The 19,686-nt window shown below is 66.4% G+C and carries 21 protein-coding genes; 9 read left to right on the forward strand and 12 right to left on the reverse strand.

From position 1 onward, the window contains the following. Nucleotides 1-146 precede the first annotated feature (146 nt). Entirely contained in the window at nt 147-1,409 is a 1,263-nt protein-coding gene (locus ACOIX3_RS17275) for a serine hydrolase domain-containing protein (protein ID WP_420971033.1), read from the forward strand. A 7-nt stretch (nt 1,410-1,416) separates the two neighbouring features. Here the strand turns inward: ACOIX3_RS17275 and ACOIX3_RS17280 are convergent, their stop codons facing one another. The 4 genes from ACOIX3_RS17280 to ACOIX3_RS17295 form a co-directional block, all read right to left on the reverse strand. Further along, nucleotides 1,417-1,914, reverse strand: a complete 498-nt coding sequence (locus ACOIX3_RS17280; RefSeq protein WP_420971035.1) for a peptide deformylase — start codon at nt 1,912-1,914, stop codon at nt 1,417-1,419. 69 nt (nt 1,915-1,983) lie between these two features. Continuing rightward, nucleotides 1,984-2,856, reverse strand: a complete 873-nt coding sequence (locus tag ACOIX3_RS17285; RefSeq protein WP_420971036.1) for a bifunctional helix-turn-helix transcriptional regulator/GNAT family N-acetyltransferase — start codon at nt 2,854-2,856, stop codon at nt 1,984-1,986. Nucleotides 2,857-2,928: 72 nt separating this feature from the next. Further along, nucleotides 2,929-3,789 (reverse strand): DMT family transporter, encoded by an 861-nt coding sequence (locus tag ACOIX3_RS17290; RefSeq protein WP_420971037.1) that lies wholly within the window; start codon nt 3,787-3,789, stop codon nt 2,929-2,931. Further along, complete coding sequence (locus ACOIX3_RS17295; RefSeq protein ID WP_420971038.1) at nt 3,786-4,292, reverse strand: MarR family winged helix-turn-helix transcriptional regulator; 507 nt, start codon at nt 4,290-4,292, stop codon at nt 3,786-3,788. Before ACOIX3_RS17295 ends, ACOIX3_RS17290 begins: the two co-directional genes overlap by 4 nt. Before the next feature lie 213 nt (nt 4,293-4,505). On the opposite strand from ACOIX3_RS17295, the gene ACOIX3_RS17300 reads away from it, so the two are divergent. Next, nucleotides 4,506-5,303, forward strand: a complete 798-nt coding sequence (locus ACOIX3_RS17300) for a DUF899 domain-containing protein (RefSeq protein ID WP_420971039.1) — start codon at nt 4,506-4,508, stop codon at nt 5,301-5,303. 42 nt (nt 5,304-5,345) lie between these two features. On the opposite strand, the gene ACOIX3_RS17305 is transcribed toward ACOIX3_RS17300, so the two are convergent. After that, on the reverse strand, nt 5,346-6,248 hold the full coding sequence (locus ACOIX3_RS17305; protein ID WP_420971040.1) for a LysR family transcriptional regulator: 903 nt from the start codon (nt 6,246-6,248) through the stop codon (nt 5,346-5,348). A gap of 99 nt (nt 6,249-6,347) precedes the next feature. Here ACOIX3_RS17305 and ACOIX3_RS17310 point away from each other — a divergent pair, with 99 nt between their 5' ends. The 3 genes from ACOIX3_RS17310 to ACOIX3_RS17320 all read left to right on the forward strand — a co-directional run bounded on the left by ACOIX3_RS17310 (nt 6,348) and on the right by ACOIX3_RS17320 (nt 9,614). Beyond that, nucleotides 6,348-6,905, forward strand: coding sequence for a GNAT family N-acetyltransferase (locus ACOIX3_RS17310; protein WP_420971041.1), 558 nt, complete (start codon nt 6,348-6,350; stop codon nt 6,903-6,905). Beyond that, nucleotides 6,902-8,080: an MFS transporter gene (locus ACOIX3_RS17315; protein WP_420971043.1), complete on the forward strand. Its 1,179-nt coding sequence runs from the start codon at nt 6,902-6,904 to the stop codon at nt 8,078-8,080. The genes ACOIX3_RS17310 and ACOIX3_RS17315 overlap by 4 nt, the downstream gene beginning before the upstream one ends. Nucleotides 8,081-8,150: 70 nt before the next feature. Continuing rightward, on the forward strand, nt 8,151-9,614 hold the full coding sequence (locus ACOIX3_RS17320) for a M20/M25/M40 family metallo-hydrolase (protein WP_420971044.1): 1,464 nt from the start codon (nt 8,151-8,153) through the stop codon (nt 9,612-9,614). A gap of 3 nt (nt 9,615-9,617) precedes the next feature. Here the strand turns inward: ACOIX3_RS17320 and ACOIX3_RS17325 are convergent, their stop codons facing one another. Beyond that, a complete protein-coding gene (locus tag ACOIX3_RS17325; protein WP_420971045.1) occupies nt 9,618-10,127 on the reverse strand; it encodes a DUF1993 domain-containing protein in 510 nt (169 codons plus the stop codon). Between the two features lie 20 nt (nt 10,128-10,147). Beyond that, nucleotides 10,148-11,584 (reverse strand): MFS transporter, encoded by a 1,437-nt coding sequence (locus ACOIX3_RS17330; RefSeq protein ID WP_420971046.1) that lies wholly within the window; start codon nt 11,582-11,584, stop codon nt 10,148-10,150. A gap of 123 nt (nt 11,585-11,707) precedes the next feature. On the opposite strand from ACOIX3_RS17330, the gene ACOIX3_RS17335 reads away from it, so the two are divergent. After that, the gene (locus ACOIX3_RS17335) at nt 11,708-12,619 is read left to right on the forward strand and encodes a LysR family transcriptional regulator (RefSeq protein WP_420971047.1); all 912 of its coding nucleotides are present in this window, start codon (nt 11,708-11,710) and stop codon (nt 12,617-12,619) included. Nucleotides 12,620-12,646: 27 nt separating this feature from the next. Here the strand turns inward: ACOIX3_RS17335 and ACOIX3_RS17340 are convergent, their stop codons facing one another. Further along, nucleotides 12,647-13,558: a LysR family transcriptional regulator gene (locus ACOIX3_RS17340; protein ID WP_420971048.1), complete on the reverse strand. Its 912-nt coding sequence runs from the start codon at nt 13,556-13,558 to the stop codon at nt 12,647-12,649. 214 nt (nt 13,559-13,772) lie between these two features. Here ACOIX3_RS17340 and ACOIX3_RS17345 point away from each other — a divergent pair, with 214 nt between their 5' ends. After that, nucleotides 13,773-15,290 (forward strand): MFS transporter, encoded by a 1,518-nt coding sequence (locus ACOIX3_RS17345; protein WP_420971049.1) that lies wholly within the window; start codon nt 13,773-13,775, stop codon nt 15,288-15,290. A 48-nt stretch (nt 15,291-15,338) separates the two neighbouring features. Here ACOIX3_RS17345 and ACOIX3_RS17350 read toward each other — a convergent pair whose 3' ends face one another. Continuing rightward, on the reverse strand, nt 15,339-15,758 hold the full coding sequence (locus ACOIX3_RS17350; RefSeq protein ID WP_420971051.1) for a cupin domain-containing protein: 420 nt from the start codon (nt 15,756-15,758) through the stop codon (nt 15,339-15,341). Between the two features lie 86 nt (nt 15,759-15,844). Next, nucleotides 15,845-16,246 (reverse strand): Ohr family peroxiredoxin, encoded by a 402-nt coding sequence (locus ACOIX3_RS17355; protein ID WP_420971052.1) that lies wholly within the window; start codon nt 16,244-16,246, stop codon nt 15,845-15,847. 147 nt (nt 16,247-16,393) lie between these two features. On the opposite strand from ACOIX3_RS17355, the gene ACOIX3_RS17360 reads away from it, so the two are divergent. After that, a complete protein-coding gene (locus ACOIX3_RS17360; protein WP_229170234.1) occupies nt 16,394-16,861 on the forward strand; it encodes a MarR family winged helix-turn-helix transcriptional regulator in 468 nt (155 codons plus the stop codon). A 196-nt stretch (nt 16,862-17,057) separates the two neighbouring features. Continuing rightward, nucleotides 17,058-17,498: an EF-hand domain-containing protein gene (locus ACOIX3_RS17365; protein WP_420971053.1), complete on the forward strand. Its 441-nt coding sequence runs from the start codon at nt 17,058-17,060 to the stop codon at nt 17,496-17,498. Between the two features lie 7 nt (nt 17,499-17,505). Here the strand turns inward: ACOIX3_RS17365 and ACOIX3_RS17370 are convergent, their stop codons facing one another. Together ACOIX3_RS17370 and ACOIX3_RS17375 are read right to left on the reverse strand one after the other, a co-directional pair. Then, entirely contained in the window at nt 17,506-18,849 is a 1,344-nt protein-coding gene (locus tag ACOIX3_RS17370) for an ATP-binding protein (protein ID WP_420971054.1), read from the reverse strand. Beyond that, a complete protein-coding gene (locus ACOIX3_RS17375; protein ID WP_420971055.1) occupies nt 18,846-19,568 on the reverse strand; it encodes a response regulator in 723 nt (240 codons plus the stop codon). Before ACOIX3_RS17375 ends, ACOIX3_RS17370 begins: the two co-directional genes overlap by 4 nt. Nucleotides 19,569-19,686 lie beyond the last annotated feature (118 nt).

A 19,686-nucleotide genomic window follows, 5' to 3' on the forward strand; every position in this document is an offset into this window, starting at 1 on the left:
TGTCGGATCAAGCTGGCGGCGCGGTCGCGCAACTATTCGCGCTGCAGCCCGCGCTCGCCGCGCCGGTCACCCCGGCGCAAACGCGGGATGTGCCCCTTGCCACTGCGTGATACGGATTTCGCATCGCAGCTCTGGAGCCCGCCTTGATGTCCGTCGCAGCCGCCGCCAATCAGCAACAGAATCCCACCGCCGCCGAGTCCGATCCCGAGACGCTGGGCTGGATGCAGGGCTTTCCGCCGCCGCAGGACAAGACGATCACATTCCAGGACGGCTCGTTCCGCAGCTTCCCCGAATTGCGCTGGGCCTGGAGCAATATCCGCCAGCTGGTGCCGACCGTGAATGTCTGGCGCGGGGCGGGGCCGGCGTCGGTGCTGCCGCGCGCAGATCACGACATCGGCGCCTCCGCGTCGGTGACGATGGACGGCCGCCCGCAGACCTTCGCGCGCATGCTCGAGGAGAGCTATGCCGACGGCATCGCCGTGCTGCACCGGGGCAAACTGATCTACGAGCACTATTTCGGCGCGTTGAAGCCGCACAAGCCGCATATCGCGATGTCGGTGACGAAGTCGTTCACCGGCGTGCTCGCAGGCATGCTGGTCGCCGAGGGCAAGATCGATCCGCAGGCGCCGGTCACCGACTATGTGCCGGAGCTGAAGCCAAGCGCGTTCGGCGATGCGCGTGTGCACGAGGTGATGGATATGACTACGGGCCTCAAATACACCGAGGTCTATACCGACAAGAATTCCGACGTGTGGGGGCTGCGGCGCGCCAACGGCATGGCGCCGATCCCGGCAGGCTATGAGGGGGCGACCAACATCTTCGATTTCCTTCGCGCGCAGCAGAAGCAGGGCGAGCACGGCAAGGCCTTCGCCTACAAGACCGTCAATACCGACGTGCTCGCCTTCATCTGCCGGCGCGCCAGCGGCATGAGCTTGTCGGACCTGCTCTCCGAACGGATCTGGGCGCCGATGGGCGCGGAGGAGGACGCGCATTATCACGTCGATCGCATCGGCACCGAAAGCGGCGGCGGCGGGCTGTCCACCACGCTGCGCGATCTCGCCCGCTTCGGCGAGACGATCCGCAATCACGGCCGCTTCAACGGCCGCCAGATCGTGCCGTCCACGGTCGTCGAGGACATCGCGCGCGGCGGCGATCCCGAAAAATTCAAGCCGGCCGGGTACACCACACTGCCGGGCGCCTCCTACCGCAATCAGTGGTGGGTGACGCACAATGCGCACGGCGCCTACATGGCGCGTGGCGTGCACGGCCAGGGCATCTATATCGATCCGAAGGCCGAGATGGTGATCGCGCGCTACGCCTCGCATCACGCCGCCGGCAACGCCGCGAACGACCCGGTGACGCTGCCGGCCTATATGGCGCTGGCGAAGGATTTGATGGCGGGAGGGTAAGGTCGGCTCACGCGCGCGACAGCTTCTCATATCGCTTGATCAGGCGCTCCCGCTTCAGGCGGGACAAGCGCCTGATCCAGAACACGCCATCGAGCTGATCGATCTCGTGCTGATGGCACACCGCGCGGAGCCCGTCCGATTCCTCGGTCTGCATGTTGCCGTCGGTGTCCTGATAGCGGATGCGGACCCGCGCGTGGCGCTCGACTTCGTCGTTGACGCCGGGCATCGAGACGCTGCCCTCCTTGTGCAGGATCATCTCGGGCGAGCTCCAGATGATCTCCGGATTGACATAGGTCCGCGGCCCTTCGCCCGCGTCGAGTTCGAGCACCACGACCCGTAGCGACACGCCGATATGCGGCGCCGTGATGCCGATGCCGGGTGCCGCATGCATGGTCTCGAGCAGGTCGGCCGCCACTTCGCGCAGCGCGTCGTCGAACAGATCGACCGGCTTAGCCGGGAGCGCAAGCCGAGGATCGGGATAGCGGACGATGGGGCGGATGGTCATGGGAGCGTCATAGGCCAGCGCAGGACGCCGGACAACACGCGGATGCAGATGCCGCGTGCGGCGCGCCGCTCAGAGATGCTTTTCGAAGAACAAATCGGGGTAGGGGTCGTCGTTGAAGCGTGGAATCTCGGTCCAGCCGCTCCGGCGGTAGAGCTGGCCGGCCTCCGCCAGCGCGCTGTTGGTGTCGAGCCGCAGCACCGCGATGCCGAGCTCGCGCGCGGCGCGCTCGCTGGCGTCCATCAGGCGGCGGCCGAGGCCGAGGCCACGCGCAGCTGGTGCGACCCACAGCCGCTTGATCTCCGCGAACTCACTGCTGCTGCCCTTCAGCCCGACGCAGCCGATCGGCAGGCCGTCCGACAGCGCCACGATGAAGCTGCCGCGCGGGCGCACCATGTCCTTGGCATCGGGATCACGCGACAGCTTGACGTCAAATCCCTGTTTGAAGCGCCGCGCCAGCTCGGCGTAATATTCGCCGAGGCAGTAGCGCGCCTCGTCGCTGCGTGGGTCCATCTCGTTCAGCGCGGTGCCGTCGCGTCCGAGCGCCGAGGCGATCAAATCCATCGCCGTCAGCAGCGCTTCGCGCTGGGAGTGGTGGGCGATGAAGTCCTTGGCCTGCCGGTTGGAGATCGCCTCATAGGCGTTGAACTCGCGCTTGCCTGCCGCCGTCAGCTTTGCGACGCGGCGGCGCGCATCGTCGTGATGCGCCGTGGTCTCGATCAGCCCTTCGTCCTCGAGGTTGCGCAACAGCCGGCTCATCAGGCCGGAATCGAGGCCGAGATAATCCCTGATGTCGCCGACGTCGGTGCGGCCGTGCCCGATCGCGTTCAGCACCCGCGCCGCCCCGAGCGGCCGGCCGCGGCCGAGGAACGAGGTGTCGAGCGCGCCGACGGCGGAGGTCACGGCACGGTTGAAGCGGCGGACGCGGGAAACGGGGTCAAGCATATGTCTGACTTTAGTCAGATATTTTCACCTCGTCAATTGCGATGGCTGCGCGGCCGGACAGGCCAACTGAAATCAGGCCCGCGCCAGCACCAGCACATTGCCGGCAAGGATCGCGGCGGCGCCGGCGAGCACCGGCCAGCCCAGCACGAGATGCTCGAACCGCGCCGACAGCACCAGCGCAACGAGCGGAACCAGTGCCAGCGTATAGGCGGCGCGGCCGGGGCCGAGCCGGCGTACCAGCTCGAAATAGAGCATGAAGGTAATGCAGGACGCGGCGACCGCGAGATAGAGAAAGCTCGCCACGTAGGAGGGCGAGATGTCGGCCGCGAAGCGCGTGCCGGTCACGACGGCCCAGAGCGCGCTCGCCGCCGCGCCGACGAATGCGCCCCAGGCCAGCACGGAGACGACGGGCAGTCCGGCGCGCTGGTTGCGTGCGCCGACCGTCGTCCCGGCACCGGTCGCGATCGCCGCTGTGAGCGCCCAGGCCAGACCTGCGAGCGGCGCGGCGCCATGCGCGGTGGCGCCGGGCAGGAAGATGATCGCAAGGCCAAGGATGCCGCACAGCGCGCCCCACACGAAGCTCGGGGAGATCGTGACGCCGAGCGCGGCCCGCGCGATCACGGCCGCGAACAGCGACGATGTCGACAGCACCAGCGCCGCAAGTCCGCTCGGCATCCGCGCGGTCGCTTGATAGAAGGCAATGAAGGCAACAGCGAAGAACAGCAGACCCTGCAACGCGACGGCCAGCCGGTCCTTGCGCGGGATCGCGAGCGGCACGCCGCGCAGCCGGCCATAGCCGAGCAGGATGAGGCCCGCGAGCACCATGCGCAGCGCGACCGACCACGGTGCCGGTGTGACGCCGGCCTGCATCGCGGTGGCCAGTGCGCCGCCGCCCCACAGCAGCGCGGTCAGCGCGAACAGCACGGCCGTCATGGCGTTGCGGCGTCGTCGAGCAGCACGCGCCAGCCGCCCGCGTCGATCCGCGAACTTTCTCCCTCGAGCCGGGTGAGCGCGGAATCGAGTGATGTCCGCTCGCTGTCCGACAGGCGCGCAAGCAGCCGTGCCTCGATCGCGCTGCCCAATGCGGCGATGCGGTTGAACGCGGTTCGCCCGCTGCGGGTGATGCTGACCGCGGCGAAGCGGCGGTCGGTCTTGCCCGGCCGCCGCATCGCGAAGCCGAGCTCTGTGAGCTGGCCGATGCCGCGGCTGACCGCGAACGGGTCGAGCGCGCAGGCGCGGCCGATCTCGGAGGCGTTGGCCGCGTCGCGCTCGGCGATCACGGCGAGGATGCGCCAGCCGGCCTGGCTCAGTCCGAACGTCTCGCTGTAAAAACTCTCCAGCGGGCGGGCGACCTGCGCCGCGACGAGGAACAGGCGATAGGGCAGCCAGGCGCTGAGCTTCAGGCCATCGTCGGCCGCGGGGGCAGCTTGTTTCATGGCCGGAGGCTCGCACACATGCTTGCAAAGTGCAAGTATCTTGCAAGGAGATCGAGGCCATCGGAGCGCATGCGCGAATATCCCGACACACTTGTCACTCCCACAATCCGCTCCCGCCGCGCCAGATTGCGGCATGGCCAATGACGAACGGCCTCGGCGCGGGAACCGCGCCGTGGTCGCGGAGTTCGTCCAATTCGAAAGATGGAGATCATCATGAGCAGACCGGCTGAAAACGATCGCGGCGGAGTGGCGGCAATGCAAACCCCGCCCGTGGTGTCGCGGGAGGCGTGGGAGGCGGCGCGTCTGGAGATGCTGGTGAAGGAAAAGGCGCAGCTGCGAGCGCGCGACGCACTAGCCGCCGAACGGCGGCGGATGCCGTGGATGGCGGTCGAGAAGGCCTATGTCTTCGAGGGACCGAACGGCAAGGCGAGCCTGCTCGATTTGTTCGAAGGCCGCCGGCAGCTGATCATCTACCGCGCGTTCTTCGAGCCTGGCGTGTTCGGCTGGCCGGATCACGCCTGCCGCGGTTGCTCACTCGGCGCCGATCAGGTCGGCCATCTCTCGCATCTGAACCAACGCGACACCACGCTGGCCTACGCCTCGCGCGCACCCCAGGCCGACATCGCGCGGCTGAAGGCACGGATGGAGTGGGAGATGCCGTGGTACACGATCACCGATAGCTTTGATGCCGACTTCGGCGTCGCCGAATGGCATGGCCACAACGTGTTCGTCCGCGACGGCGAGCGGATCTTCCGCACCTATCTCGTCAACAGCCGCGGCGACGAGGCGATGGGCACGGTGTGGAGCTATCTCGACATCACGCCGTTCGGCCGCCAGGAGCTCTGGGAGGACTCGCCCAAGGGTTATCCGCAGGGCCCGACCTACAAATGGTGGAACTGGCACGACAATTACGAGGCCGAAGCCGCGCCGAACGCGAAGTGGGCGGCCGTGACCGACGCCGGCGAGGCCGCGTTCCGCAAGATCGCGGAGCAGGAACGCAAGGCCACTTGATGGGGTGGAGCAGGGAGGACGCGTAGCGTCCTCCCTGGCGCTCTAGCGGCCGTCGCCCTTCGCGGTCGAGAGTGCCTTCAGCGCCGACAGCGTCTGCCGCAGTCCGCGGTCGAGTCGCTTGTCGCGCCGGATCACGACGGCGAGCCGTCGGTGGAGCTTTGGCGACAGCGACCGGACGATCAGGTCGCGCTGCTTGCTCTTGGCAGGCACGGCCATGCCCGGCAGGATCGCGCAACCGAGACCGGCGCGCACCATCTCCTTGATCGCCTCAACGCTGCCGAGCGACATCAAGGGCTTCAGCGACACGCCGCCGCGCGCCAGCCATTCGTCCGCGGTGCGCCTTGTGTTGCCGCCGGGCTCGAACAGCAGAACCGGCCTGGTCGCCAGCACCTCCGGCGTGATGCGTGCGGGCAGCTTCATGTCGTGCGGCGCGATCAGCACGAATTCGTCGTTCATGACGGGGGTGATCTCGAAGCTGCGCCCCGACACCGGCAGCGTGACGAGCCCGATGTCGATCGTGTTGTCCTCGACCGCCCGCGCGATCTCCGCGGTGTTCCCGGTCGTGACCGTGATCTCGAGCGAGGGCAGTGCGGCGCGCAGCTCCTTCAGGATCGGCGGCAGCAGGAAGATGCAGGCGGTCGCACCGGTGCCGAGCCGTACGCGGCCTGCCGTTCCCGTGGTCTGCTGCGCGACGGCGTCGACCGCCGATGCCACCGCCGCGCTGATCTGCTGCGCGTGCGAGAGCAACGCGACACCGGCGGCCGTCGGCCTGGCGCGTCGTCCGACCCGCTCGATCAAGGTCGCACTCAGGCTCTTCTCGAGCTGGCGCACCTGCAGGCTCACCGCCGGCTGGGTGAGCTGCAGCCGCTCGGCCGCGGCGGAGAAGCTGCCGCAATCGATCACGACGGCGAAGCTTTCGAGATAGTCGAGGTTGAGGTTCTTCATCAAAGCATCTCTTATGCAACGCATAACCAACCAAAGCTTCACTTATATAACGCGAGGGCGCATGCTCGGGCAATGTTGACGGCTCGGGTGAGAGACGGAATGACGGCAGGCAGCAACGGCGTCGTGGTTCGCGACGCAGTAGACGAGGACATGATTGGCGTGCAGGGTATCTACGCCCATCACGTGCTCAACGGACTGGCGACCTTCGAGGAGGTGCCGCCGACGGTGGACGAGATGCGCAGCCGCCGGAACGCGGTGGCGGCGGCGGGGCTGCCGTATCTGGTGGCTGTAGTTGACGGACGGGTGGCCGGCTATTGCTATGCGACAGCGTATCGGCCGCGGCCGGCCTATCGGCACACCATCGAAGACTCGGTCTATGTATCCGACGGGCTGCACGGCCGCGGTATCGGCGTGGCGCTGCTTCAGGGCTTGATTGCGCGCACCGAAGCGGGGCCGTGGCGGCAGATGCTGGCCGTGATCGGCAACAGCGGCAACGCCGGATCGATCGCGCTGCACCGTCGCATGGGCTTCGAGATGGTCGGGACGCTAAGATCGGTCGGCTTCAAGCTCGGGCAATGGGTCGACACCGTGCTGATGCAGCGGCCGCTCGGGCCGGGCGCTTCCACGCTTCCTGCGGAGAGGGAATTGCCACGGTGATTGCCCGCCGCGTCGTGGCCGCCCTCGGGCTGGCTCAACTGATCTCGTGGGGCGCCACCTACTATTTGATCGGCGGCTTCGGCGAGCAGATCGCCGCGGATCTCGGCTGGGGGCGTGACATCGTCTACGGCGGCTTCGCCGCGGCGCTGCTGGTGATGGGCGTGGCGTCACCGCTTGCGGGGAGGTGGGTGGATAGAAGCGGCGGCCGGGAGGTCATGGTCGCAGGCGCCGTGATCAACGCGCTCGGCTGCGCCGGTCTCGCGGTCTCGCATCAGATCTCGACCTATTTCGCATCCTGGATCGTGCTCGGCGTCGGCATGCGGCTGACGCTGTATGATGCGGCATTCGCGGCGCTGGCCCGGATCGGCGGACCGGAGGCACGCCGCGCGATGTCCGGGATCACCTTGCTCGGCGGATTGGCGGCAACCGTGTTCTGGCCGCTCGGCCACACACTCTCGGAACAGTTCGGTTGGCGCGTTGCGGTGCTGGTCTATGCCGGGCTCGCACTGCTGACGGTCCCGCTGCATCTGCTGATCCCGAACAAGCGGTTTGCCGGCGTGCCGAGCTCCACGGCGCCGGCATCCAAGCAACCACGCGCCGCCAGCCGCCGGCAGCTTGCGACGGCAGGCGCCCTCTATGCCGTCATCATGACCGGCGCGAACTTCCTGAATGCCGGAATGTCCGCGCACATGATCGCGGTGCTCGCCGGCCTCGGGCTCACCGTCACGGTGGCGGTGTGGATCGCGACGCTTCGGGGCATTGGGCAATCCGCCGCGCGTCTCTGCGAGGTCCTGTTCGGTGCACGGCTCGATCCGCTCGCGCTCAATTTGATGGCCTGCCTGATCATGCCGCTGTCGTTCATCGCCGGACTGTTCAGCGGAACGGCGAAGGAGATGGGGATCGCCTTCGCGCTGCTCTACGGCGCCTGCAACGGCATTCTGACCATCACCAGGGGAACGCTGCCGCTGATTCTGTTCGATCATCGCAGCTATGGCACGTTGGTCGGCCGGCTCATCGTTCCGAGCTTCATCATGCCCGCGGCGGCGCCGCTGGTCTATGCAGTCGTGATCGACCGGTACGGCGATGCCAGCGCGCTCTATCTCTCCACCGGCCTTGCCGTGACGACGTTGCTCGCGGCTGCGATGCTGAAGGTGATGTTCCCCAGAACTTCTTGAGCTCAAGGACTCGCTGCGGTGAGCGGCGCAAGTTATCCTGCTTCAAAACCAGATAAGGGAGAAGAAGAGCATGGTGCCGTCGACCAAGACCCGCGTTGCTACGTTAGCCCTTGCCGCGCTACTGTCCTGTGCCGGAGTGGGACAGGCTCGCGCCGAGCAGCCGGGCGACCGAACGGTGGCGCTGCTCAAGAAACTGATCTCCTTCGACACCTCGAACGGTCCGGGCGATACGCGGGCGCTCGCCGAATATCTGAAGTCGCAATTTGCGCCGCTCGGCGCCGAGGTGGATATCTTCGTCGCCCCGAACGGCAAGGCCGCGCATTTCATCGCGCGGCTGCGCGGCGACGGCTCGCGGAAGCCGGTGCTGCTGGCCGCACATGCCGATGTCGTTCCGGTCGAGCGCGAGAAATGGACCGTGGAGCCGTTCGCCGGCGTCGAGAAGGACGGCTTCGTCTACGGGCGCGGCGCGATGGACTTCAAGGGCGGCCTCGCCGTCTTCGCCAGTGCGGTGATGCGGCTTGCGGAGGAGAAGACGCCGCTGTCGCGCGATGTGATCTTCCTGGCCGAGGCCGACGAGGAGCAGGGGCAGTACAGCACGGTGTGGCTGGCGAAGAACCATTGGGACAAGATCGACGCGGAGTTCGCGCTGAACGAAGGTGGCTATGTGCTGCAGGAGCGCGACGGCTCGGTGCGCCAGATCAATGTCACGACGGCGGAGAAGCTGTCGGCGACGTTCGCGCTGAAGGCGACCGGTCCGTCCGGTCATTCCTCACGACCATTCCCGGCAGGCGCGATGGCCAATGATCGCCTGATCGCGGCGCTGGCCAAGCTCGCGGTGCATGATCCGGCCGTCAAGCTGGTGCCGGCGACCGAAGCCTATTTCAAGGCGTTGCTTCCGATCAGTTCGGAACAGACGGCAGCCGATATCAAGCAGCTATTGGCCGCCAAGGACCAGGGCGATCTCGACGCGGCCGGAAAGAAACTGGTCGCCGACAATCCCAAGGACAGCCTGCTGCTGCACGCGCTGCTGCGCGACACCATGGTCATCACCATGATCGACGCCGGCATCCAGCCCAACGTCATCCCCGGCGACGCCAAGGCGGTCGTGAACACGCGGCTGCTGCCGGGCACCACAACGGATCAGATGATCGAGGAGATCAAGCGTGCGATTGGCGATCCCGGCATCGACGTCAGCATCGTGACGTCGCTGTCGCAACCGGATGCACGGGATGCTTACCTGATGCGCTCGAAGATCCCGGCGTCACCCATCAATACCGAGCTCTATGCGGCGCTGGATCGCAACGCGAAGCGGGTCTGGAAGGACGCCGTCCTGGTGCCTTCGATGTTCGAAGCCGGGACCGACGCCATCGCCTGGCGCGAGCGCAACGTGCCGGTCTACGGCATCTATCCCTATCCGCTCGACGACGACATCCTGAGCCGGATGCATGGCAACGACGAACGGATCGGCGTCGAGGCCATCAAGCAGGGGGCGGAGTGGGTCTACACCACGCTTCGCGAGGTCGCGAAGAAATAGGGCTCAGGTCGAGAGGTAGTTGCCGAGATAGTCACGCTTGCCGAGCGGCACGCCGCGATGGCGCAGGATGGCGTAGGCGGTCGTGACGTGGAAGAACAGGCTCGGCAGCGCGAAACCGTACAGATAGCGCGCTGCCGGCATCGGCGGGAGGCCGAACGGCAACGTGACGATACGTTCCGCCGCTTGGTCGAAGGCCCGAACCGGGACCGTGTCGATGTAGTCGAGCGTTCGCGAGATCCGGGCATAGGCCTCGGCGAGGCTCTGTTCGTCATCGGCAAAGGGTGGTGGCTCGAGGCCCGCGAGCCGCCCGGCGGCGCCCTTGGCGTGATCGCTGGCCCGTTGCACCTGGCCAACCAGCGTCAGCATGTCGGGCGCCAGCCGTGCCGCGAGCATGGCGTCGGGATCGAGACCGCGTTCGCGGGCATGAGTCTCGCCCTTGCGCAGCAGATCGGCAAGCGCGTCGAGCATCTGCCGGAACACCGGAACCGAGGCGTCGTACATCGGGGCGTTCATGGAATTGTCCTCGTCTGAACTCAAGCCGCCGGCTCGCGCGGCAGCCACAGCGATAGCCAGCCGCCGAGCGCCAGCAGCGCGACATTGCAGCCGAGCGCGACCGTGAAGGCGTGGGCGTAATCGTCAGCCTGCGGGCGCGGCCCGAGCAGGCTGTAGAAGACGCCGCCGATCACAGCGACGCCGAGTGCGGCGCCGATCTGGAAGGTCGAGATCATCATCCCCGATGCCAGCCCGGCGTGGCGCGGATCGATGCTGCCGATCACGGCCTTGATGACCGACGGCATCACGGTGCCGAAGCCGAGCCCGCCGCAGATCAGGCCGAATTCAAGGCTTTGGGGGAGTGCGCCACTGACCGACAGCATCACGACACCGAAGCCGATGACCTGGAGCGCGAAGCCGAGCGTCAGCGTGCGCGCGCCGAGCCATTGCATCACCAGCGACGACACCAGCGAACTCACGAAGAAGCCGGTGGCAAAGGGCAGGGTGGCGAGGCCGGCCGCCAGCGGTGAAAAATGCAGCCCGCTTTGCAGATAGACCGCAAAGGTCAGGTAGAACGACGACAGCATGTAGAACGCAAGCGCCATCACCAGCCCAATGACGAAATCGCTGTTGCGCAGCAGATGCAGCGCGACCAGCGGGTCGCCGCCACGTGCGGACAGGCGCGCCTCGAAGCGGACGAAAGCGGCGAGCATCAGCGGAGAGGCCAGCAGCATCGCGATGATCCAGGCCGGCCAGCCGGATTCCCTTCCCTCGATCAGCGGAAAGACCAGGAAGCCCAGCGTAAGCGACAGCAGGATGACGCCGCCGATGTCGAGCCGTTGGGCATGCTCGGCACGCGAGTCGGCGAGGAACAACAATCCGCCGATGAAGGCGGCGAGGCCGATCGGCACGTTGATGAGGAAGATTGCCTGCCAGGCCAGTCCGAACGGATGGGCCGAGACCAGGACGCCGCCGAGCACCTGGCCGCAGATGTTGGCAAGACCGAACGTCGCGCCGTAGAAGCCGAGCGCGCGGCCCTGTTCGGCCGCCGGAAACAGCACGCGGATCGAGGCGAGCACCTGCGGCGCCATCACGGTCGCGGTGAGGCCTTGCAGGATCCGCCCGGCAATCAGCACGTCCGGCGACCACGCAATGCCGCACAGCACCGATGCGATCGTGAAACCGGCAACGCCGGTCAGGAACATGCGCCGGCGGCCGAGCAGGTCGCCGAGCCGGCCGCCCGTGATCAGAAATACCGCGTAGGTCGCGGCATAGGCCGAGATCACGAACTGCACCTCGCTCGGCGTCGCGCCGAGATTGTCGCGAATGGCTGGCAGCGCGAGGTTGACGACGTTGAAGTCGAGGATCGGCAGGAAGGCGCCGGTGAGCAGCACGGGCAGCGCCAGCCATCGCCGCGGGTCGACCGTTGCCGGCCCTATGTCGTGCAATTGCAACGTCTCGGTGGTCTCGCTTGTCACCTGCCGGCTCCTCTGCGTTGCCGGCGCGGCACACGAACTGCGCCGGCCGGTCGAACTTTCGGGAAGATGGCCTGTCCGCTTGTGATAAGATATTCGCCAGCCATACGAACCGAGTTTGCAAAAATGAACAGCCCACTCGACTGGAGTGATCTTCGCCTCGTCCTCGCCGTCGCGCGGGAAGGCAGCCTGTCCGGGGCGGCGCGCAGACTGGGTGTCACGCATTCGACGGTGTTTCGTCGCTTGGGCACGATCGAAACAGCGATCGGAACGCGCCTGTTCGAGCGCTTCCGCGATGGTTACGCGCCGACACCGGCCGGCGAGACCGCGGCGGCGTCGGCGGCGCGGCTCGAGGACGAAGTGCTCGCACTCGAGCGCAGGTTGGCGGGACAGGACTTGAGGCCGTCAGGCCCGGTGCGGATCACGACGACGGATACGCTCGGCGCGGTGCTGATACGGCATCTGCCCGCAATGCGCGCTGCGCATCCGGAGATCCAGCCGGAAATCATCATCTCCAACGTGATGGCGAACCTGACGCGCCGCGAGGCCGAGATCGCGATCCGGCCGACGCCGGCGCCGTCCGAGTTGCTGGTCGGGCGGCGCGTCGCCGATATTGCCCACGCGGTCTACGGATCGCGGGCCTATCTCGCCCGGCGTGACGACAAGGATCTGTCGGCGCACGACTGGGTCGGGCTCGACGATGCGCTGGCAGGAACCGTCATCGCCGGCTGGATGCGCGAGAACCTGCGCTCGGCGCGGTTCGCTTGCCGCGTCGATGCGCTTCCGGCGCTGCGCGATGCCGCGGCTGCGGGACTTGGGCTGGCGTTGCTTCCCTGCTATGTCGGCGATCTCGTGCCCGCGCTGCGCCGCCTGACACCCAAGGCGCTCGCCGAGCCGCGATCGGCGCTGTGGCTGTTGACGCATGACGATCTCAAGCGCACCGCACGGATCCGCGCCACCCTCGATTTTCTTGCCAAGGCGCTCGCATCGGAGCGCGCGCTGTTCGAGGGAAAGCGAGCCGGCCACACGCGGCGATAGCCGACAGGCATGATCGGGCGGTCTCGGTCAGGACCCGAGCGCCGCGGCGACCGCTCGCGTGCTGCTGGCTGCGTTGCCTGTGCTCACCGGCGGACGATGATGCTCGCGAAAGGCGCTTGCCAGCGTTTTCAGCGCTGCACGTGATCTTGAGTCCGACAAGGTCGACAGCAGCATGATTTCGGACGGCGGCAGTGCGGGGAGGCCGAATTTCCTGCTCACCTCGATTGTGCCGGGCGGGGCAACGCGGCATGAGAATACCGAGATGGCGAGGCCGGCCGCGACCGCCTCGGCGACGGCGAAGGCGCCGCAACCAAGGAAGGTCTCTGTCCACGTCAGTCCCGCCGCGTCGAGTGCATGCGTGGCAGTGTTGAGGATGCCGCAGGACGGTGATGAGGCTGCCAATCGAAACGGCTCTCCGGCGCGATGGACGAAATCCGGCGTGGCGAACCAGCCGAAATGGTCCGGTCCCAGAACGTCGCCGTCGCGCCGGTCGTCCTCCCGAAACACGATCACGGCATCAATGGCTCCGCGATCGAAGGCACTGAGCAGGTCGCGGGCATCGTCGAGCCGCACCTCGATCGTCAGTGCCGGGTCATGCGCATTCAGCCGCGCCAGCAAGGTGGGAAGCTCGGGCGCCCCGACATGGGTTGCGATTCCCAGCGAGAAACGGCGTCGCGCTGACGACAATCCGGCGACCGCACGGTCGTGCGCGGCAAGGAACGCGCGAGCTGATTCGAGGAACACCGCGCCCTGCGCCGACAGGCGCACCAGCCGCGGTGTTCGCTCGACCAGTTTCTGGCCGACCCGGTCCTCAAGCCGTTTCAACTTCACGCTGATCGCGCCTTGCGTGGTGCCGAGCGCGGCGGCTGCGCGGGTAAAGCTCTGCAACTCGGCAATCGTCACGAACGCCTTGACGGCATCGACATCGAGTGTGGTCATGTCAGTCATCCGGAATTGTTGTCTCTGAAATATCTAGTCATCCAATTCACCAATGCTCAAGCCATGACTAGCTTTGCGTTGTGAAGCGCCGTGGCCACCCGATTCCTGCCGCTGCAGCCTCAATACATCGTGAGTCGATCGACCGACGCTGCTGCCAGCACCCTGGCAACAGCGTGCGGTATGCCGTTGGCTTGCCACAACAAAAGGCCTGATCATGTCGACTGAACTAAGCCGCCGCGGCGCCATCGTACTGTCCGCCGTATGCCTTGCCTGCCTGATGTTTGGATTGGAGATCTCCAGCATTCCGGCGATCCTGCCGACGCTGGAGCGGGTGCTGCATGCCGACTTCAAGGCGCTGCAATGGATCATGAACGCCTACACGATCGCGGTGACCACGGTGCTGATGGCGATCGGGACGGTGGCGGACCGCTACGGGCGCAAGCGCATCTTCCTGGTCGCGATCGCGGCGTTCGGCATCACCTCGCTGATCTGCGGCGTCGCCTCGAGCGTCGAAATGCTGATCATCGCCCGGTTGCTGCAGGGGCTGAGCGGCGGCGCGCTGCTGATCTGCCAGATCGCCGTGCTGTCGCACGAATTCCAGGGCGGCCGGTTGCGCGCCGTTGCCTGGGGCTGGTGGGGCGTGATCTTCGGCATCGGCCTCGGCTTCGGCCCGATCATCGGCGGTGCCGTGGTCGCGCTGCTGAGCTGGGAATGGGTATTCCTGGTCCACGTGCTGTTCGCCGCCGTCGCCTTCGTGCTCACGATCGGCGGCGTGCATGAATCGAAGGATCCGAAGGCGAGCAGCCTCGATGTCGCCGGCATCGTGACGATGTCGCTCGCGGTGTTCTGCCTCGCCTTCTACATCACGCAGGGGCCGGATCTGGGCTTCGTCAGCCCGAAGGGGCTCGCGATCCTCGGTGTCTCCGCGCTGAGCTTCATCGCATTCCTCGTTGCCGAGAGAATCAGCCGGCGGCCGATGTTCGACTTCTCGGTGTTTCGGATCCCGGCGTTCTCAGGCTCGATCGTCGGCTCGGCCGCGATGAACCTCAGCTACTGGCCGTTCATGATCTATCTGCCGATCTGGTTTCACGCCGGCCTCGGCTATGACAGCGTGTCCGCCGGCCTTGCGCTGCTCGCCTACACGCTGCCGACGCTGGTGATGCCGCCCTTCGCCGAGCGTCTGTCGCTGCGCTACCAGCCGGGGCTGATCATTCCGGCGGGACTGTTCACCATCGGCATCGGATTCATGCTGATGAAGTTCGGCAGCGCCGCCGCACAGCCCGACTGGCTGACGATGCTGCCGGGCTGCCTGATCGCCGGCATCGGCCTCGGCATCACCAACACGCCGGTCACCAACACGACGACGGGCTCGGTCTCGAGCGACCGCGCCGGCATGGCCTCCGGCATCGACATGAGCGCGCGCATGGTCTCGCTTTCGGTCAACATCGCCCTGATGGGTTTCATCCTGGCGAGCGGCGTGCTGGCGCATCTGAAGGCCGTGCTGCCCGCGCTGGATGGCGCGCAGCTCCGCAGCATCGCGGAACGGATCGCGGCAGGCGATGCCGCATCCGCGCCGGAGCTGACCGGCCCTGTCGTGCACCAGGCGCTGGCGAGCGGCTTTGGCTGGGTGATGCTCTATGGCGGCATCGGCGTGTGGATCATGGCTGCCATCAGCTTCCTGATCTTCAACGCGCGGCCGGTGCGGCAGGCCGAAGCTCAGGGCACCAAGTGAAGCTGATGTCGCCGCGTCCGCCCCAGGACAGGGGCGGGCAGGCGGCATTCACTTCACGAGGGTCAGCAGCGGCTTGTCTTTCTCGACGATATAGGTCGCAAGCTCGCTGGCGGTGACGCTGCCGACGTTCTTTGCCGCATGGATCGTGCCGGCGGGGATGAACAGCACGTCGCCCGCCTTCAGGGTTGCCGGTGGTCTGCCGTCGACATCGTATACGAGCGTCCCGGCGAGCACATAGATAATCTCTTCGCCGGGATGCGTGTGGCGGCGGAAGGCCTTGCCGGGCGCGAGGTCGACACGCACCTGGACGGCTTCGCGTCCGGGCGCGCTGAGGTCATGGCGCTGCAAATCGGTTCGCGTGAACCCGGCCGGCTGCTGCGCCTGGGCCGTCGGTATCGTCAGGAAACTTCCGGCGAGCAGGGCCGCTCTTGCGAGCAGGCGCGTCGCCGTTATCAGCTTGCTGGTCATCTTGAACTCCGGGGTTGTCTTCTCGACTTGTCCGACCGCGAACCGGCAGGCGGCCGGTCCGCGTCGGAGGTCGTCATGCGATGGTCTCAAACGAGGGTGGTGGTAACGTCGATGTTGCCGTGGACCGCCTTGGAGTAAGGGCAGATGCCGTGCGCGGCTTCGATCAGCTCCTGCGCAATCTCACGCTCGACGCCGGGAACGCGGACGTTGAGGCGCGCGCTCAGGAAGAAGGAGCTACCGGCCTGGTTCAGATCGATCTCGGCGTCGACCTCGGGCTCGCTCGCGAGCTTGACCTTGCGCTGTCCGGCGGCAAGCTGGATCGCGCCGATGTAGCAGGCCGACCAGGCGGCGGCGAACAGGTTCTCGGCGGCGGGGTGCGGCTGCGGCAGCTTGACGTCGAGGAAGCCGTCGCGCGAGCGGGCGGCGCCGTTCGGGCCGGCGGTGACGTGGGTCTTTCCGGTGACGAGAACCTTTGCATTGGCGGTCATGGCGAGCTCCTTTGGTTGAATATAAATCGTATCCGATCTAATCGGATGCGAGTTGAAATAGACCTCGCGTTTGACCATGTCAAGCACTTCCGATTTAATCGGATACGATTTATATTAGCCGAGACTTCACAAACTCCGGAGACGCCCGTGACCCGCACCGCCAAGGCCGAGACCAAAGGCCGAAAACTCTCGAATTTTCTGTGCTTTGCGGTCTATTCGGCCAATCTGGCCTTTGGCCGCGCCTACAAGCCGATCCTCGACGCGGTCGGCCTGACCTACACCCAGTACATTGCCATGATTGCGCTGTCGGAGGCCGACGAGCAGACCGTGAGCGCGCTCGGCGAGAAGCTGTTCCTGGAATCCAACACGCTGACGCCGATCCTCAAGAAGCTGGAGCAGAGCGGTTACATCAGCCGCGTCCGCGATCCCGCCGATGAGCGGCAGGTGCGCGTGAGCCTGACGGCGGCAGGCCGGCGCCTGCTCGACAAGGAGATCAACGCGTCGCTGGTCGACGCCACCGGGCTCGGCGACGAATTTCCGATCGTGCAGAAGAGCGTGGTCAGGCTGCGCGATAACCTGCTGCACCACACGCGCGGCGATTCGAAGAAGGGCTGATGCTTTGGCAAAGGCGCGCTGGTAGCCCACGACGTGCCGCCGGACCAAATTGTAACGGGCCGTATCCGCGCCGCGCCGTTCCGCATTTTCGCCACGGCGCAACCGGCAACTCCGCTCCGCTTCGGGATGACGCGGAGGAGAGTTCAGCTTGCGCAGAATGTTGCCATCCGTCTGCGGGATGATCGCGACGGCGAGTTTGTTTTGGACGCCAGGGCCGTTCGCGGTGGCGCAACCGGCTTCACCGGATCGAGCACAGCCTTCGCCGCGCGCGGGCGATCGTTCGCCGGCGGTCGCGGCCGAGATCTGGGACGCCAATCATGATGGCGTTTACACCTGCGACGAGTGGAAAGCCTATCTCGGGCGGCTGTTCGATCGCGCCGACCGCAATCACGACGGAAATCTTACCCCGCCGGAGTTCGAGGGCGTTCGTCGCGTCGGCAGCGCGCTCGCCGATGCGGATTTCGGTTACTTCGACGAGAACCAGGACGGCAGGATTACCCGCCGCGAGTTCGTCGAGAAGCCGAACGAGTTCATCCTGCAGAACGACAAGAACGGCGACTGCCGCGTCACGCCGGAGGAGCTCAAGGGGTCGCCGACCGAGGAGAAGAAGCCTGGCGGCCGGGGCAAGCGATCCTGAGTTCGATCTAGCCGGACACCAGCTCCGGAAGCTTGGCGTGAGCCGGGCTTGTCCCGCTTCGATCCGATCCAAGATGCATGGACCCCGGCAATCTGATCCGGACAAGCAGGCCGTGTGGTGCATTGTCGTGCAAGGACAGCTCGCCGCCATGGCCGCACACCATGGCCTGAGCGATCGAAAGGCCGAGTCCGAAGCCGCTTTTCTCGTCCATCGTGCGGGCCTCGTCGCCGCGGACGAAGGGCTTCAACATCTCGGCCCGGCGGTGCTCCGGAATCCCCGGGCCGTCGTCCGATACGTCGATGGTGGCGTGGTCGGTCGAAGCGGTCAGCCGGATATCGACCTCGCTGTCGAACCGCAGGGCATTCTCCACCAGGTTCGTCACGGTCCGGCTGATATCGCTGGGGCGGATCAACAGCGAAGCCCTGAGCGGGCCGTGGTAGCGCACGACATGGCCGCAATCGGAGAACTGCTCGCTGATCGTCTGCAGCAGGGCGGCCACGTTCACCAGGGTCGGCTTCGCCGCGCTGCCGCCGCTCAGGAATGACAGCACCGATTCCAACATGGCCTGCATCTGGTCGAGGTCGTGCAGGGTCTCCGCGCGCTGGGCGTCGTTCTCGATGTATTCGGATCTGAGCCGCAGCCGGGTGATCGGCGTTCGCAAATCGTGACTGATGGCGGCGAGCATGCGCGTGCGGTCATTCATCAGCGTGGTGATGCGTTCGCGCATCCGATTGAGCGCGACCGCGGCGGCGCGGATCTCCTCCGGGCCGGTCTCGGCAAGCGGAGCGGCCGCCTGGCTGATGCTGAAATTCTCGGCGGCGCGGGCAAATGCCGAGAGCGGAGCACTGAGCGCGCGGCCGGCCCACACGCCGAGCAGCGTGACGCTGACGAACAGGAACAGGAATGTGGTGACCCAGAACACGCCGAAGAAGGGCGGCATTTTCGCCGGGCCGATCGTCGCTTCGAACAGGGCCCCGTCCGGCAACCGTACCGCCGCCGGCGTGGTCTTCGACGCAAACTCATCGACATCGTCGACGCCTGATATCTCGGAAGAAGCATCGCCGGACAAGCCTGGAGCTGCGTCGCGCAATGTGAAGTGCAGCCGGGGAAACGCCCGGTCGGCCGCCTGCAACAGTGTCGCGCGCTCGGCCGCAGGGGTCGCGGCCAGAAGCTTCGCAACCAGCTGGAACTGATGGATCGGCCTGTCCGCAAACGATTTCGGTTTCTGGCTGGTGAAATAAAGCCCGATCAGCGCATGGATCAACACCAGCGAAAACAGGACCAGCGCGGCGATCTGGCCGCTGATCCGCCGGAAGCTGAAGAGCGCGGCAATCCTGCGGGTCCAGCTCATGCGTCCTCCACATGCGGCGTGAAGATGTAGCCGCCGGTGCGCACCGTCCTGACCACCGACGGTCCTTCGCCGGTATCGAGCTTGCGGCGAAGCCGGCTGACGAGCACGTCGATGCTGCGCCCGAACGGGCTGGCCGGCCGGCTGCGCGTCATGGTCAGGAGGCCATCCCGCGTCAGGATTCGGCCCGGCCGCTCGCAGAAGGCCTGCAGCAGGTCGAACTCGGCGCTCGTCAGCGGGACCTGGGCGCCGTCGGGATCGCGCAGTTCGCGCAGGCGAAGATCGATGGTCCAATCCTGGAAGCGCAGGCGCGCGGCGCTCTGGCCGGAGCGTCCGGCAAGACCGGCCTGGGCCTGGCGGCGCAGCACCGCGTTGATCCGCGCCAGCAGCTCGCGCGGATTGAAGGGTTTGGCGAGATAGTCGTCCGCCCCCATCTCGAGCCCGAGGATCCGGTCGAGGTCCTCGCCCTTCGCCGTGAGCATGATGATTGGAATCGTCGAGTCGCTGCGAAGGCGCCGGCACAGCGTCAGCCCGTCCTCTCCCGGCAGCATCAGGTCGAGCACAACGAGATCGAGGGAGTGTCCGGCAAGGTAACGATCCATTTCCTTGCCGTTCGAGGCGGTGGCCACCAGGCACGATTGGTCGCGCAGGTAGCGGGCAATCAAGTCTCTGGTCGGCAGATCGTCCTCGACGACCAGGATTTTTGGCGTATGTGCGAGCATGGTTTGCGACTGGGCCTCGTCATCAGGGCATTTGCGCGCATTGCAGCGCGCTGGCTTAGCCACCAATCGACCAGCATGCGCATCGCTTGTGGGCGGCATTGCGCCTTTTCGTAAGCAT

It is taken from the genome of Bradyrhizobium sp. B120 (assembly GCF_049075665.1).
Classification (GTDB): Bacteria; Pseudomonadota; Alphaproteobacteria; order Rhizobiales; family Xanthobacteraceae; genus Bradyrhizobium.

What these genes read in the sequence shown, in the direction of transcription:
- ACOIX3_RS17275 (WP_420971033.1), top strand. Translation starts at nt 147, where the DNA reads ATGTCCGTCGCAGCCGCCGCCAATCAGCAACAGAATCCCACCGCCGCC.
- ACOIX3_RS17280 (WP_420971035.1), bottom strand. Translation starts at nt 1,914, where the DNA reads ATGACCATCCGCCCCATCGTCCGCTATCCCGATCCTCGGCTTGCGCTC.
- ACOIX3_RS17285 (WP_420971036.1), bottom strand. Translation starts at nt 2,856, where the DNA reads ATGCTTGACCCCGTTTCCCGCGTCCGCCGCTTCAACCGTGCCGTGACC.
- ACOIX3_RS17290 (WP_420971037.1), bottom strand. Translation starts at nt 3,789, where the DNA reads ATGACGGCCGTGCTGTTCGCGCTGACCGCGCTGCTGTGGGGCGGCGGC.
- ACOIX3_RS17295 (WP_420971038.1), bottom strand. Translation starts at nt 4,292, where the DNA reads ATGAAACAAGCTGCCCCCGCGGCCGACGATGGCCTGAAGCTCAGCGCC.
- ACOIX3_RS17300 (WP_420971039.1), top strand. Translation starts at nt 4,506, where the DNA reads ATGAGCAGACCGGCTGAAAACGATCGCGGCGGAGTGGCGGCAATGCAA.
- ACOIX3_RS17305 (WP_420971040.1), bottom strand. Translation starts at nt 6,248, where the DNA reads ATGAAGAACCTCAACCTCGACTATCTCGAAAGCTTCGCCGTCGTGATC.
- ACOIX3_RS17310 (WP_420971041.1), top strand. Translation starts at nt 6,348, where the DNA reads ATGACGGCAGGCAGCAACGGCGTCGTGGTTCGCGACGCAGTAGACGAG.
- ACOIX3_RS17320 (WP_420971044.1), top strand. Translation starts at nt 8,151, where the DNA reads ATGGTGCCGTCGACCAAGACCCGCGTTGCTACGTTAGCCCTTGCCGCG.
- ACOIX3_RS17325 (WP_420971045.1), bottom strand. Translation starts at nt 10,127, where the DNA reads ATGAACGCCCCGATGTACGACGCCTCGGTTCCGGTGTTCCGGCAGATG.
- ACOIX3_RS17335 (WP_420971047.1), top strand. Translation starts at nt 11,708, where the DNA reads ATGAACAGCCCACTCGACTGGAGTGATCTTCGCCTCGTCCTCGCCGTC.
- ACOIX3_RS17340 (WP_420971048.1), bottom strand. Translation starts at nt 13,558, where the DNA reads ATGACCACACTCGATGTCGATGCCGTCAAGGCGTTCGTGACGATTGCC.
- ACOIX3_RS17345 (WP_420971049.1), top strand. Translation starts at nt 13,773, where the DNA reads ATGTCGACTGAACTAAGCCGCCGCGGCGCCATCGTACTGTCCGCCGTA.
- ACOIX3_RS17350 (WP_420971051.1), bottom strand. Translation starts at nt 15,758, where the DNA reads ATGACCAGCAAGCTGATAACGGCGACGCGCCTGCTCGCAAGAGCGGCC.
- ACOIX3_RS17355 (WP_420971052.1), bottom strand. Translation starts at nt 16,246, where the DNA reads ATGACCGCCAATGCAAAGGTTCTCGTCACCGGAAAGACCCACGTCACC.
- ACOIX3_RS17370 (WP_420971054.1), bottom strand. Translation starts at nt 18,849, where the DNA reads ATGAGCTGGACCCGCAGGATTGCCGCGCTCTTCAGCTTCCGGCGGATC.
- ACOIX3_RS17375 (WP_420971055.1), bottom strand. Translation starts at nt 19,568, where the DNA reads ATGCTCGCACATACGCCAAAAATCCTGGTCGTCGAGGACGATCTGCCG.